Source organism: Mesorhizobium sp. M1A.T.Ca.IN.004.03.1.1, from assembly GCF_003997555.1.
Classification (GTDB): domain Bacteria; phylum Pseudomonadota; class Alphaproteobacteria; order Rhizobiales; family Rhizobiaceae; genus Mesorhizobium.
This window is the reverse complement of record NZ_RZTV01000011.1, coordinates 1-12,657: the sequence shown is the minus strand read 5'-3', so window position 1 is coordinate 12,657 and position 12,657 is coordinate 1. Positions and strand designations below refer to the sequence as shown.

Below are 12,657 nucleotides of genomic sequence, written 5' to 3'. Positions count from 1 at the left end.
GCAAGCATTGATCAGGCCGATTTCCTTTCGTAGAAGCGTCGACGCCATTAAGACGGATGCGCTGTCGGCGGATCTCCATAGTATCGCCATCGATGACCGAGGCGACGCCGGTGATGGCCTGCGCCGGCTATCCCGCGAGCGATTCTTACGTCCTGGCCAAAACCCTGAATGGAGGCGCGCGATTGGGCCGCGCTCCCATTTCAAATCGAAATTGGCAGATCACCACTTGCAAATCGACCGCCGCTGCCTTTTGCTCGCGCGACTGTGGTCCCTTGAACGCTTGGCGAACGGATGAACAAAATCGATCGGCGACGGTCAGGATCCGAAATGGACGGCACCCTGAATGCCGTTCGCCTTGGAACGCGGTTGCGCCTCGCCCGCCAAATGCGTGGCATGACGCTAAAGTCGCTGGCCACTGGTGCGAACTGCTCTGAAAGCCTTTTGTCCAAGATCGAGAACGGCAAAGCTTCGCCATCGCTGCCTATGCTTCACCGTCTGGTCGAGGTTCTGGACACCAACATTGGCTGGATGTTCGAGGAGGTTGACGATGACGAGGCGATCGTATTCCGGGCAGGCGCGCGGCCATTGATCATGTTGGACGCATTGAGGCGCGGCGATGGCATCTCGCTAGAACGTGTTATTCCGTATTCGTCCGGTCATTTGCTGCAGTGCAACATCCATCACATCGAGGCGGATGGTGAGAGCGAAGGTCCCATCCAGCATGTTGGCGAGGAAGTCGGCTATGTGCTGGCGGGCCGGATCGAGTTGATCGTCGACGGGAAGAGCCATGATCTCGCCGCCGGCGATGCGTTCGTGTTCAGGTCGGAGCTACCGCATCACTACCGCAACATCGGGAAGGAGAGAGCGAGCATTTTCTGGGTCAACACGCCGGCGACGTTCTGATCGGCGAGTGCCATTCAAACTCGTTGACAAATATTCAAGCCTCTTGAATTGTTGCCTCGTGCCTGTGCACCAATTGGACCAGCCAAATGAGGTTTGGCCCGCAAGCAAGGGGAATCGCAAATGCGTCTGTTCAAACTTATCGTCGGGTGCGCCGCCTTCATCGCCATCGGCTCGACGGCCGTGGGATCGGCTCTCGCCGACACGTTCGCTCTCGTCAACATCAACCAGCAGGCCCTGTTCTTCAACCAGATCAACGAAGGCGCCCAGAAGGCGGCCGATGCTGCCGGCGCCAAGCTGGTCATCTTTAATGCCAACAACGTCCCGAGCGCGCAAAATGACGCGATCGAAACCTACATCACACAGAAAGTCGACGGCATCATTCTGGTCGCCATCGACGTGAACGGCGTGAAGCCCGCGATCACCGCCGCCAAGGCAGCCGGCATTCCGGTCGTCGCGATCGATGCGCAGATCCCTAACGGCGACAACGTTTCCTTCATCGGTGTCGACAATACCAAGGCTGGCGCGGATATCGGCAAATTCTACGCCGATTATGTGAAGACCGAGATGGGCGGCAAAGCCAAGATTGGCATCATCGGCGCGCTCAATTCTTTCATCCAGAACCAGCGGCTCGACGGCTTCAAGAAGGCCGTGACCGACAGCGGCGAGGCGATCACCTTCCTCGATACGGTCGACGGTCAGAACGTCCAGGAGACTGCGTTAAGCGCTTCGGAGAATTTGATGACCGCCAACCCGGACATGACGTCGCTGTATGCGACCGGCGAGCCGGCGTTGCTGGGCGCTGTTTCCGCCGTGACCAGCCAGGGCCGCACTGGCGACGTCAAGGTGTTCGGTTGGGACCTGACCAAGCAGGCGATTCAAGGCATCGATGATGGTTGGGTCGTGGCAGTCGTCCAACAGGATCCGGCCGGCGAAGGAAAGGCGGCGGTCGAAGCGCTGACCAAGCTCAAAAAGGGCGAAAAGGTCGATCCGATCATCAACATTCCGGTGACGATCGTGACCAAGAAGAACGTCGACCAATACCGCGCGATGTTCAAGTAAATTGCACCGGACGACCTACCCGCGGCGGCGCTCAACGCAACGCCGCGGTGTCTTTGCCAATTCCGTGGACTCCAAGATGAGCAGTGGCGAGACCTATCGGGTGCGGATGAGCGGCATCTCAAAGCGCTACAACGCCATCCAGACGCTCGACGAAGTGTCGTTGACCTTGAAGCCAGGCGAGGTCCTGGGCCTCGTCGGCGACAATGGCGCGGGAAAATCTACATTGAGCAAGGTGCTGTCGGGAGCAGTGATCCCGGACGCCGGCACGATCGAGATCGACGGAATGCCGGTGAGCTTCAGTTCGCCGGCGGACTCGCGTGCAGCACGCGTCGAGATGGTCTATCAGGACCTTTCGCTCTGCGACACCATCGATGTCGCCGGCAATCTCTTTCTCGGCCGTGAGCCGCGCCGGCACATAGCGGGCATCTCCTTTCTCGACAAGAAGCGCATGCACGAGCAAACGCGCCAGATGCTCGACCGCCTCGGCATCGTTATCGCCGACACGCGGCTGAAGGTCGAAAACCTATCCGGCGGGCAGCGACAGTCGATCGCGATCGGCCGCGCCGCCTCTTTCGAGCCGTCAGTGCTGATTATGGATGAGCCGACGGCAGCGCTCGCCGTCGCCGAGGTCGAGGCCGTGCTGGACCTGATCCGCACCGTGAGCGCACGCGGCGTCAGCGTCATTCTGATCACCCACCGCCTCCAGGATCTGTTCCTCGTCTGCGACCGCATCCAGGTCATGTATGAAGGACGCAACGTCGCCGAGCGGCTGATCGGCGAAACCAATATCGAGGACGTGGTCAACCTGATCGTTGGCCGCAAGTTCAATGCTCGTTCCGCTGCCAGTCGATATTGCGATGGAGCGCCGACATGAGCGAAGTGACTCACTCCGCCCAGTCGCGAAAGGCGCGCGAAGGCACATGGCGAGAAGCGATGCTCGCCAACGGCAGTGTCGTGTCGATTGCACTATTCTTTCTTGTCGTTTGCATCGTCTTCTCGGTGGCGACGAACGCTTTTCTGACATCGCCCAATCTGTTGAACATCCTGCGACAGTCGGCGCCACTGCTGATCGTTGCCGCGGCGATGACCTTCGTCATCACCACAGGCGGCATCGATCTTTCAGTCGGCTCAGTGCTGGCCCTGGTGGCAACGCTGTCGGCGACCCTTCTGCAGTTTGGCTTTCCGTGGCCGGCGGTCATCCTCGCCATGCTTGCGTTGGGAGCCCTGCTTGGCGCGGTTCAGGGTTATTTTGTGGCTTATGAGGGCATCCCGGCCTTCATCGTTACGCTTGCTGGGCTTTCGGTGATCCGGGGCGTGGCGCTGCTCATCACCGGCGGCTATTCCATCCCGGTCGACCCAGGAAGCTCTTTCACGGTCATCGGCCGCGCCTGGTTCCTCGGCGTGCCGGTGCCGGCGCTGATCGCGCTGGCGATCCTCGCGATCGCCTATCTAGCCTTCAACGAGACACCGTTCGGCCGCTATGTGACCGGCATCGGCGCCAACGCCGAAGCGGTGAGACGCGCCGGCGTGAACACGCGGCTGATGACGCTTTTCGTTTATGTGATTTCCGCCACCGCGGCGGCGCTTGCGGGTATCATCATTGCTGCCCGTCTCGGATCTGGGTCCTCGAATGCCGGGCAAGGCTTCGAGCTCGAAGTGATCGCCGCCGTCGTGCTTGGCGGCACCAGTCTCTTCGGCGGCCGCGGAACGATCATCGGCACGGTGCTCGGCGCACTTACCGTGGCCGTCATCGGCAACGGGCTCATCCTGGCGCATCTGTCGCCTTTCCTGACGCCGATCGTAACCGGAACGATCATCCTGATCGCCATCTGGCTGAACTTCCGCCTGTTCCGCGGCGCCGTGCGGAGCCGCTGAGCTCATGAACAGTCTCTTCGATAACGCGCCGCCCAAGCAACGGCTGGAGATCGGGGTCGAGACCGGCCATGTGATGACCGTGCTGGGCCCCATTCCCGTCGACGAGATGGGGATTACCCTGATGCACGAGCACATCTTGCTCGACGGCGCGCGCACCTGGAAGTGTCCCTGTCATCCGGACGAGATGGCGCTCGCCGAGCAGCCGGTGAACATCGAGATCATCGGCGAACTGCGCATGAACCCTTATGTGAACCGCGACAACGTTTCGCTCGACGACAGCGACCTGGCGTTATCGGAACTGCGACGCTATCGCGAGCTGGGGGGCCACACCGTCGTCGACGCGACCAATATCGGTATCGGCCGCGAGCCGGAAAAGCTTGCCCGCATCAGCCGCATGTCCGGCCTGAAGATCGTCATGGGCACCGGCTTCTATCTCGAGCACACCCATCCCGAATGGCTGAAGGCGATGGATGTCGACGCGGTGACCGAGTTCATCGTCAACGACGTCGGCGGCGGCGAGACGCAGCCGCTGATCCTGGCCGGCCTGATCGGCGAGATCGGCGTCAGCAAGGATTTCACTGCCGAGGAACGAAAGTCGCTGAGAGCGTCCGCCCGAGCATCGCGCATCACGGGCGTGCCGCTGTCGATCCATCTGCCGGGCTGGGAACGCCTGGGGCATGAGGTGCTCGATGTCGTCGAGGCCGAGGGCGCCGATCTTCGCCACACCGTGCTCTGCCACATGAATCCCAGCCACGACGATCTGGATTACCAGACAAGCCTCGCCCGGCGCGGCGCGTTCCTCGAATACGACATGATTGGCATGGACTACTACTATGCCGACCAGGCCGCGCAATCGCCCTCCGATGAAGAGAATGCCCGAGCAATCGCGGCACTTGTCGAAGCGGGTTTCGGCGACCGCCTGCTGCTCTCGCAGGATGTGTTCCTCAAGATCATGCTGACCCGCTTCGGCGGCTTCGGCTACGGCTATATCCTGAAGCATTTCATACCGCGTCTGAAACGACGTGGCGTCGACCAGCCATCCATCGACCGCATGCTGATCGCCAATCCCAAGGCCGTGTTCGCGCGGCAGAATTGAACGGCCCTGACTTACAGCCTTACGGCAGGCCAAGACCTACTGCGGAGTTAAAATGTCCAAGAAGAAGATCCTGCTTGCCGGTGAATCCTGGGTGTCGACGGCGACTCATATCAAGGGCTTCGACCAGTTCCCGACGGTCACTTACCATACCGGCGCCGACGAATTGCTCACGGCGCTGAAGGCGACCGACTTCGACGTCACCTTCATGCCGGCGCACGAGGCGCAACGCACCTTTCCGCAAACGATGGAGGCCTTGGCGGCATATGACGCAGTGGTGCTCTCCGACATCGGCGCCAACACGCTGCTTCTGCATCCAGACACTTGGGTTCATTCCAAGCGAACGCCGAACCGCTTGCGTCTGCTGCGCGACTATGTGGGCGCCGGCGGCGGACTTTTGATGTTCGGCGGCTACTACAGCTTCCAGGGCATCAATGGCGGCGCGCGCTACCGCAAGACGCCGGTCGAGGACGTGCTACCGGTGAACTGCCTGGCGGTCGACGATCGCGTCGAGGTTCCGGAGGGTTTTGCGCCGGTGCTGAAAGGTCCGTCGAGCCATCCCATCCTGAACGGTCTCGGTGCCGACTGGCCAATGCTGCTCGGCTTCAACGAGGTGACGCTGAAAGATGGGGCGGAAGTTCTGGCAACCGTATCGTCGGACTATGGATCGCTGCCGCTGCTCGTCACCGGCCACTACGGCAAGGGCCGCACCGTGGCCTGGACGTCCGATGTCGGGCCGCATTGGCTGCCACCGGAGTTCATCGCCTGGGAAGGCTACAAGACCCTCTTCGAACAGATGCTTGGCTGGGCAACCGGCGAGAACTGAGCGATGCACGTCCACGTGATGGGCAACGCCTGTGTCGACACGACGTTTCGCCTTAGCCGCTTCCCTGCTGTCGGCGAGACGTTGAATGCCACCGCCTATGCCGATGGCCTCGGCGGCAAGGGTGCAAATCAGGCAGTCGCGGCGGCGCGCACAGGCGCGGCGGTGACGCTATGGACGGCGCTCGGCAAGGATCCGGCAGGCGCATGGATCAGGAGCCGGCTCGACATGGAGCTGTCGGACGTGCAGGTGAGCGCATTCGACCTGCCCAGCGACCGCTCGACCATCGTCATTGATGCTGGCGGCGAGAATTTCATCGTCAGCGGCGTTGCCTGCAGCCAAGCATTCGATCCGATCGTGCAAACTGCGCTTGCGCGCCGCATGACGCCGGGCGACATTCTTGTCTGCCAAGGAAACCTGCGGGGCTCGGCGACAAATGCCTGCCTGAGGACGGCACGGGAAAGTGGCACGCGCACCATTTTGAACGCCAGCCCTATCGCTCAGGCGGCTCTGCCTGACTTCGGCCTGACAGACTTGTTGGTGGTGAATCAATCCGAGGCGAAAGCACTGACTGGCCGAAGTGATATGGCAGCGGCGGCCGGCGCGCTCGTCGCCAAAGGCGTCGGGACAGTCGTGATCACGCTCGGCGCCGAGGGATGTCTTGTGCTTGGACCGGACCAGCCTCGAACACTTCCGTTGCCGGCCCCACACGTCGAGGCGCTGGACACCAGTGGAGCCGGCGACGTGTTCTGCGGCTGTCTGGCCGGCGGGCTCGCCAGGGAGATGCCTGTTATCTCAGCGCTGAAGTTCGCGCTCGCGGCCGCGGCAATCGCGGTGACACGGCCTGGCACATTGTTATCCTGCCCTTCCGCGTCTGAAATGGCGACGCTCGTCGATCAAACGGAGTTCTCATGATCCAGCCCTCACGTCCGGTCCGACAATCAGGCGGCGACGCGCTCGTCCAGCTCTTTGGCCGCAGCAAGGTGGTGATCGGCGTCGTTCACCTTGCGCCGCTTCCTGGCGCGCCGCGCTACGACGGCCAGGCTACAGAGGCGATCTATCAGCGAGGGCTCGATGATGCGCGCGCCTATCTCAACGGCGGATGCGACGGCGTGATCGTCGAGAACCATGGCGACATTCCCTTCGCCAAACCTGACGATATCGGCCCGGAGACAGCAGCCTATATGGCTGTCGTCTCCGATCGTATTCGCCGCGAACTCGGCAAGCCGATCGGCATCAATGTGCTTGCAAACGCCGCGATCCCGGCACTCGCGATCGCCAGTGCCGCTGGGGCGGGCTTCGTCCGCATCAATCAGTGGGCCAATGCCTACGTCGCCAATGAGGGCTTTGTAGAGGGCGAGTCAGGCCGGGCAGCACGCTATCGCGCCCGGCTACGTGCTAACGGCATCCGCATTTTCGCCGATGCTCATGTAAAGCATGGCGCGCATGCCATCGTTGCTGACCGCCCTGTGGAAGAATTGATCAAGGATCTGGTCTTCTTCGACGCCGACGCCATCATCGCCACAGGTCAGCGCACTGGGCACGCTGCGGATCTAAGTTACATCCGCATGATCAAGGACGCCGCCGGCCTCCCCACCCTGGTCGGCAGCGGCGTGACGCCCGATAATGCCAACGACATACTTGACATCGTCGATGGCGTCATCATTGCCAGCGCGCTGAAGCATGACGGCGTCTGGTGGAACCAAGTCGACCCCGCCCGGGTGAAAACTTTCATGGCGGGGCTCAGGCGATGACCAAGTCAATGCCGAACGCTTGCTGGTCGGTGTGAGGTTGGGCAACGACCCTCCACAGAGGATTGGACTCTGCCTTACTCCAATAAAATCAACAGTTTATGGTCTATTTTGTGACACTGTGGCGGATCGAAATTTGACCTACCAATCTCCCTCAGATTTTGCTGGAGGCTTGATGGAACTATCGTTGGGATAAGAACTTGAGGGCATCTCTCGCATCGATTGCTGAAGCGGAGTCGCAGAAGCGGATCTTGGTGGCCTTTAACTGGCGCTTCTCCTCCGATCTCGAGCCGTCGTCACAAAAATCTTCCGGCGCGCAAGGTTCCGCATTCGGGTTGTTAATCAAGCTCTCTCGGATACAGCGCTCCCCGCCCTGGCAACCAACAGTCACGGTCGATCCATTGACTGCGAGCCCTCCTATGGTGCTCATCGGGGCCTGAACAATGTTGACACTTTTGAATGGATAGCGCTCGCCGTCATCTGAGACGTTAGCCTGCTCCTTGTCGATACGAATGGAAAAGATATTGGCATCTCCAATATACTTCGCTTCTCTGATCTCTTTAATTTGCTCCGTCAAAAAATGCGGTCTGACTGGGCAGCGCACTGCTGTCTTCAGCAGCTCTAAGGCGTCTTCGACTTCGCCACCGGCGGCGGAGCTGCAAAGCGGGAACATCGCAAGCGGCAGGACACGAATAATCGCGATCACGCCTCAATCCTCTCTAAAATTGCGCATACACCGAGCAGTCCCTGGATCAATGTTACCCAAATTCTCTTTCGCTGCGCATTCCAATGCACACGTCTCGTCCCCCTCGTAGAACCTACCGCTGGACCTGCATTCTCTACGATAGCAAGGTGAGGCAGACGGATAGCTGCAATCCACCATCATCTGATATGTGGGTTGAATACCCCCTATGAGCTCTGGGGGGCCTGCTAGGCGTTCGGCCTCAAGCTGCCTTGCGATCTTGGCCCGTTCTCGCTTGTTCGTCTCCTTTAACTTCTTGAACTCTTCAGCCTCTTGACGCTCGCGGGCGGCGATTTCTTTCTCGAAGGCAGCACTTCGTTTGATTTGTTCCTTTTGCTGCGCTTCTTCCCCGCGCTGGGACGCCGCATCAAGCTCCTGCTTGTTTTTGCGGATCTCATCTTCGGCCCCCCTCGTCCGGTTCCTCGCCTTATCTAGACGCGAGGAAAACGAGTTCTTGTTTTTTGCACCCTTGCCCGGCGGCTCGCTTATTTCCGCCTTCTTAGCTGTCCCGCATACAACCGCCCTCGAGTCGTCGTATTCATAATCCCAAGCGCCATCAATCTTCCAACTAGCAAGGCCTTGCCACGTCGATCGCCCTCCACACTGCGAAGCGATAAGAGTTCGACGCACCTGCTTGCCTTTATCTTGGGTTACAGTGAATCGAATTGTAACTTGGAACCCGCAGCTATTTACGACCAATACGTTGTAGTAAGGATGGTCACGGACTACAGGAACTGGCAGCCGGCAACTCGTTGCCTGGCTCCAGGCTGGTGCACTTATAAGGAGTTCCAGCATGGTAGAGACGAAACATATATATAGGACTCTCACAGTCCTCTCCCGAAAGCCTGCGATCGGGAAGCTTAGAACCGCATCGGCCCAAAGTCCACGGGATCGAGGTCATTTCGGCTGCCATCTTCTAGGTTCCATACGGCCAAGGAATTAGACTGCAAGCTGCGTCCTAGTTGGGCTCGTCACCTGAACTGGATGGTTCAATATAAAGGTCTGCTGCAAATCTAGTCGCTCTGCTTGCGGCTTTGATCTGCTTCGGTGTCCACGGGCGGTCAAGGAGCGCAACGATCCTCAGCCTACCCAAGGCCAGCACGAAAAGCCTTGCTTCGTCAGCTTGATCTGATCGATGTGACATGGTGGTCGATGAACTTGCACGACTTCGGGCCACTCGCGCTGCAAGAAAGGATTGAACTTTAAATTATGTTATATAAATCAACGACTTACTTTATGTTTTGTAACGTTGTGACGACCAACAAGATGACCCTGAAAGCCAGGACCGAACCTCTATCTCAGCCCATGCGCTATTAGTCGAGCGGCCGGCATCCGCCGAAGCGCCATCATAGCGACAACACCGAGCAACGGGCCAGGCGCCAGGACCAGGAAGCTCCAGCGCCAACCTACCGTCTCCGCCTGAATGACACCAGATGGATGGAGCAAAAAGTGAGTGCGATGCCGACGCTTAGCTGCAGGGAAAGTGCTGTGCCCACGTAGCGTTGATCGCTCAATTCGGTTGCCATCGCCGAGAATTGGGCGGAATCGCCGATGACGGTCGCTCCCTACGCGATGGCAACGACGGAGAAAAGCCAGAACGGAGGCGCAGAAGGCGGATACAACCATCATCGCAGCCGCCGTTGCAGTGCGGCCGATGCGATCCGCGACGATGCCACCGGCAATTGAGCCGATCCCACCCGACGCTACGATGAAGAACGCAAGCAAGGACGCAATGCTGGGATCCCCAATGCCCAGACCGGGACCACCTGCCCTGATGTAAGCCAGTATCCAGCCCCACATGGCGTAGAGCTCCCACATGTGACCGAGATAGCCAAGATTGGCGAGCATCAGCGCGCGGTTTCGCACCAGCGCTTTGATGTGGCGAGGGTCCAATGCCGATCTCGCGAAAGGATAGGGTCCCTCCTCCCCCATCCACAGGATCAACAAAGCGCCGGCCAGTGCTGCGACGGAAGTGGCCACGATGACGCTTTGCCAAGTCAATTCGTCAACTCGGGCTGATATCAGATGAGGAAAGGCAGAACCAAGCGTCAGTGCCGCGAGGAGGACGCCAAGCGCCGTGCCCCGTCCGCGACTGAACCATGTGGATGCCAGTTTCACCGCTGGTGGATACACGCCCGCCAGGGCCGGCCGGTGACAAAACGGGCGACCAGCAGCAAGCCGACGGAGGGCGCGAACAAAAGGCACAGGTTGGCGGCGGCCGCCGTCAAGGCACTGACGCCGATCAGCTTGCGAAGCGAAAACACATCCGGAAGGCCGGCCATGCTGGAGACCAACGCGCCGATGGCAAAGCCGATCTGCACGGCACCGGTTATCCACGCGCCCTGCGCCGGAGAAAGATCCCACAGCCGGGTCAGCTGCGGCGCAATCGCCGTTGCGGAAAACCATGTCGTCATCGGCAGGAAGGCGCCTACTGAGACCACGCCTAGCATCAGCCAGCGCCGGGCGGCGCTGGCTGCTGTAACATTCGCGGCCGTCATGTGGTCCATGGCCACTGTCTCAGGCTGCGATGGAGCCCTGCAATCGCTTGAGCACGGGAAGAAGGTCGGCCGGGTCGGGTCTGCGCGTGTAGTCTGGGCTGACTTCGGCATAGGCGATGATTCCGTCTTGCCCGACCACGAAACGAGCCGGCATCGGCAAAGTCCAGGAACGATCCTCATTGATAAGCGGCAGGTCGACGCCAAAGCCGCGATACAACTCGATCAGATCGTCGGGCAGGCGAAACCGCAGGCCGAAGGCATCGGCGACCCTACCGCCGGCATCGCTCAGCATCGGGAATGCTATCTGCTTGTCGAGCTTGGCCTTGCGGCCGTTCGCCAACGACTGCGGCGAGATGGAAACCAGTTGTGCTCCGGTAGCCTGGATTGCTGGCCAAGCTTCCTGCAAGGCGGCAAGCTCGAGGTTGCAGTAGGGGCACCAGACTCCGCGATAAAAACTGAGCACCAAGGGAGCGCGGGCAAGCAGATCGCTGGATGCGACAGATCCGCCATCAGCCTCCGGCAATGCGAATGCTGGCGCAACAGCGCCTGCTTTTAAGGCTTGGGCCGCCGACCCGACGCTATGAGTTCGGCGGTTGCACGCCGCATGACCTCGACCGCTTGCTTGGGGGCCTTGCCTTCAAAGTCGGCTTTGAAGGCATCGAGCTTTTCCTGAAGAGACATGAGACACTCCAAATCTTGACCGCACGGCTTGCGGCGGAATGTCCTCGCCTATTTCCAGAAAGGGGGGTAGCTTGCCAAAGAGCATAGCAATCATCCGGAAAATGAATGGCCGACAGACTGCAAGAGCTTGAGGTTTTCGTGCGGGTGGCCGAGAGGGGAAACCTTTCCCAGGTCGCCCGCGAGATCGGTCTGTCGCAGCCGTCCGTGTCGCGGATTCTGAACGATCTTGAGGCGCGCATCGGTGCCCGCCTACTCATCCGCACCAGCCGCAAGGTCGGGCTGACCGAGGCCGGGCAAGTCTACCTCGACCAGATCCGGCCGCTGCTAGCAGATCTTGGTGCAGCGGCCGACACCGCAGCAGGCAATGAGGAGTTACGCGGAGTTCTGCGCGTCGAGTTGTCGGTGACATTTGGTGTGCGCGCGGTCATTCCTCGCTTGCCCAGCCTTCTCGCCGAGCACCCCGATCTCTCTGTCGAGTTGATGATGGACGATCGCCGGCGCAGTCTTGCTGAGGAGGGTGCCGATGTCGCGATACGGCTTGGCCTGCTCGACAATTCCAGCATGATGGCGCGCAAGGTCGGGCAGACGCCTCGGTTGCTCGTTGCCGCGCCGGACTACATTGCCCGGCACGGTCAGCCGAGCAGCCCTGCGGATCTGGCGAAGCACCAGGTGATCTTCGGGCCTTCTGATAGTTCCGGCGCGACGTTTCAGGAGCTGATCGATCCGCAGGTTCGCTTTGTGCTGCCCGAAAGTCCTCGCATCAGGGTCTCGAGCTCGGCCGGCGTTACAGCCTGTGTTGTGGCTGGGCTTGGCGTCGCATTCGGTTCGGGATGGATGTTTAACGCAGAACTACAGGACGGCCGCCTGTGTCGGCTGCTGCCGGATTTTGCGCTACCGACCATACCCATCCATGCTTTGTTTCCGGCCGGGCGCCAGCCGAGCAAACGGGCCAGAGGATTTGCCGACTGGTTGAGCAAGTCACTTGGTTCGTCATGATAAGTCGCTGCCACTGGCCAGCGGTATCACGCCCCTAGTCCGCAATGCGCGCCACTTTGCCCAACGCGATCAACTAGGTCCAATCTACATTCAGGATTCTCAACGCGGTTTGGCGTTGATTCATTGCGTTCCGAGGGTTCTGATTCGGAGCGCGACGGATGGCCAAACGGTACGAACTGACGAACGTCCAGTGGGCGCGCATCGCTGCGCTGTTGCCGGGTAAGGCGGGTGATCCG

At 60.2% G+C, this 12,657-nt stretch carries 15 protein-coding genes and 1 pseudogene; 9 read left to right on the top strand and 7 right to left on the bottom strand.

The window, feature by feature from the left end:
* Window positions 1–34: 34 nt before the first annotated feature.
* Window positions 35–115: pseudogene (locus EOD29_RS37270) on the bottom strand (thermonuclease family protein); the annotation flags it as partial.
* A 176-nt stretch (window positions 116–291) separates the two neighbouring features.
* On the opposite strand from EOD29_RS37270, the gene EOD29_RS25585 reads away from it, so the two are divergent.
* The 8 genes from EOD29_RS25585 (at window position 292) to EOD29_RS25550 (ending at window position 7,507) form a co-directional block, all read left to right on the top strand.
* On the top strand, window positions 292–903 hold the full coding sequence (locus EOD29_RS25585) for a cupin domain-containing protein (protein ID WP_127248277.1): 612 nt from the start codon (window positions 292–294) through the stop codon (window positions 901–903).
* Between the two features lie 120 nt (window positions 904–1,023).
* Window positions 1,024–1,962: a substrate-binding domain-containing protein gene (locus tag EOD29_RS25580; RefSeq protein ID WP_127248276.1), complete on the top strand. Its 939-nt coding sequence runs from the start codon at window positions 1,024–1,026 to the stop codon at window positions 1,960–1,962.
* A gap of 76 nt (window positions 1,963–2,038) precedes the next feature.
* Window positions 2,039–2,836, top strand: a complete 798-nt coding sequence (locus EOD29_RS25575) for an ATP-binding cassette domain-containing protein (RefSeq protein WP_127248275.1) — start codon at window positions 2,039–2,041, stop codon at window positions 2,834–2,836.
* On the top strand, window positions 2,833–3,837 hold the full coding sequence (locus EOD29_RS25570) for an ABC transporter permease (RefSeq protein ID WP_127248274.1): 1,005 nt from the start codon (window positions 2,833–2,835) through the stop codon (window positions 3,835–3,837). Before EOD29_RS25575 ends, EOD29_RS25570 begins: the two co-directional genes overlap by 4 nt.
* A gap of 4 nt (window positions 3,838–3,841) precedes the next feature.
* Window positions 3,842–4,933 carry a phosphotriesterase gene (locus tag EOD29_RS25565; protein WP_127248273.1) on the top strand — a complete coding sequence of 364 codons (1,092 nt, stop codon included), beginning with the start codon at window positions 3,842–3,844 and terminating at the stop codon, window positions 4,931–4,933.
* A 52-nt stretch (window positions 4,934–4,985) separates the two neighbouring features.
* The gene (locus tag EOD29_RS25560) at window positions 4,986–5,756 is read left to right on the top strand and encodes a glutamine amidotransferase (RefSeq protein ID WP_127248272.1); all 771 of its coding nucleotides are present in this window, start codon (window positions 4,986–4,988) and stop codon (window positions 5,754–5,756) included.
* Between the two features lie 3 nt (window positions 5,757–5,759).
* Entirely contained in the window at window positions 5,760–6,668 is a 909-nt protein-coding gene (locus tag EOD29_RS25555; protein WP_127248271.1) for a PfkB family carbohydrate kinase, read from the top strand.
* Window positions 6,665–7,507: a BtpA/SgcQ family protein gene (locus tag EOD29_RS25550; protein WP_127248270.1), complete on the top strand. Its 843-nt coding sequence runs from the start codon at window positions 6,665–6,667 to the stop codon at window positions 7,505–7,507. The genes EOD29_RS25555 and EOD29_RS25550 overlap by 4 nt, the downstream gene beginning before the upstream one ends.
* Window positions 7,508–7,685: 178 nt before the next feature.
* Here the strand turns inward: EOD29_RS25550 and EOD29_RS25545 are convergent, their stop codons facing one another.
* The 6 genes from EOD29_RS25545 to EOD29_RS38040 all read right to left on the bottom strand — a co-directional run bounded on the left by EOD29_RS25545 (window position 7,686) and on the right by EOD29_RS38040 (window position 11,425).
* The gene (locus EOD29_RS25545; protein WP_127248269.1) at window positions 7,686–8,210 is read right to left on the bottom strand and encodes a hypothetical protein; all 525 of its coding nucleotides are present in this window, start codon (window positions 8,208–8,210) and stop codon (window positions 7,686–7,688) included.
* A 3-nt stretch (window positions 8,211–8,213) separates the two neighbouring features.
* Window positions 8,214–8,876 carry a hypothetical protein gene (locus EOD29_RS25540; RefSeq protein ID WP_127248268.1) on the bottom strand — a complete coding sequence of 221 codons (663 nt, stop codon included), beginning with the start codon at window positions 8,874–8,876 and terminating at the stop codon, window positions 8,214–8,216.
* A gap of 663 nt (window positions 8,877–9,539) precedes the next feature.
* The gene (locus EOD29_RS37265) at window positions 9,540–10,364 is read right to left on the bottom strand and encodes an MFS transporter (protein WP_348630448.1); all 825 of its coding nucleotides are present in this window, start codon (window positions 10,362–10,364) and stop codon (window positions 9,540–9,542) included.
* Window positions 10,361–10,753, bottom strand: a complete 393-nt coding sequence (locus EOD29_RS37260) for a hypothetical protein (protein WP_245475424.1) — start codon at window positions 10,751–10,753, stop codon at window positions 10,361–10,363. Before EOD29_RS37260 ends, EOD29_RS37265 begins: the two co-directional genes overlap by 4 nt.
* A gap of 10 nt (window positions 10,754–10,763) precedes the next feature.
* Complete coding sequence (locus tag EOD29_RS25530) at window positions 10,764–11,267, bottom strand: peroxiredoxin-like family protein (protein ID WP_348630447.1); 504 nt, start codon at window positions 11,265–11,267, stop codon at window positions 10,764–10,766.
* Window positions 11,268–11,296: 29 nt separating this feature from the next.
* The gene (locus tag EOD29_RS38040; RefSeq protein ID WP_348630446.1) at window positions 11,297–11,425 is read right to left on the bottom strand and encodes a hypothetical protein; all 129 of its coding nucleotides are present in this window, start codon (window positions 11,423–11,425) and stop codon (window positions 11,297–11,299) included.
* Between the two features lie 105 nt (window positions 11,426–11,530).
* Here EOD29_RS38040 and EOD29_RS25525 point away from each other — a divergent pair, with 105 nt between their 5' ends.
* Window positions 11,531–12,421, top strand: a complete 891-nt coding sequence (locus EOD29_RS25525) for a LysR family transcriptional regulator (RefSeq protein WP_127248267.1) — start codon at window positions 11,531–11,533, stop codon at window positions 12,419–12,421.
* Window positions 12,422–12,657 lie beyond the last annotated feature (236 nt).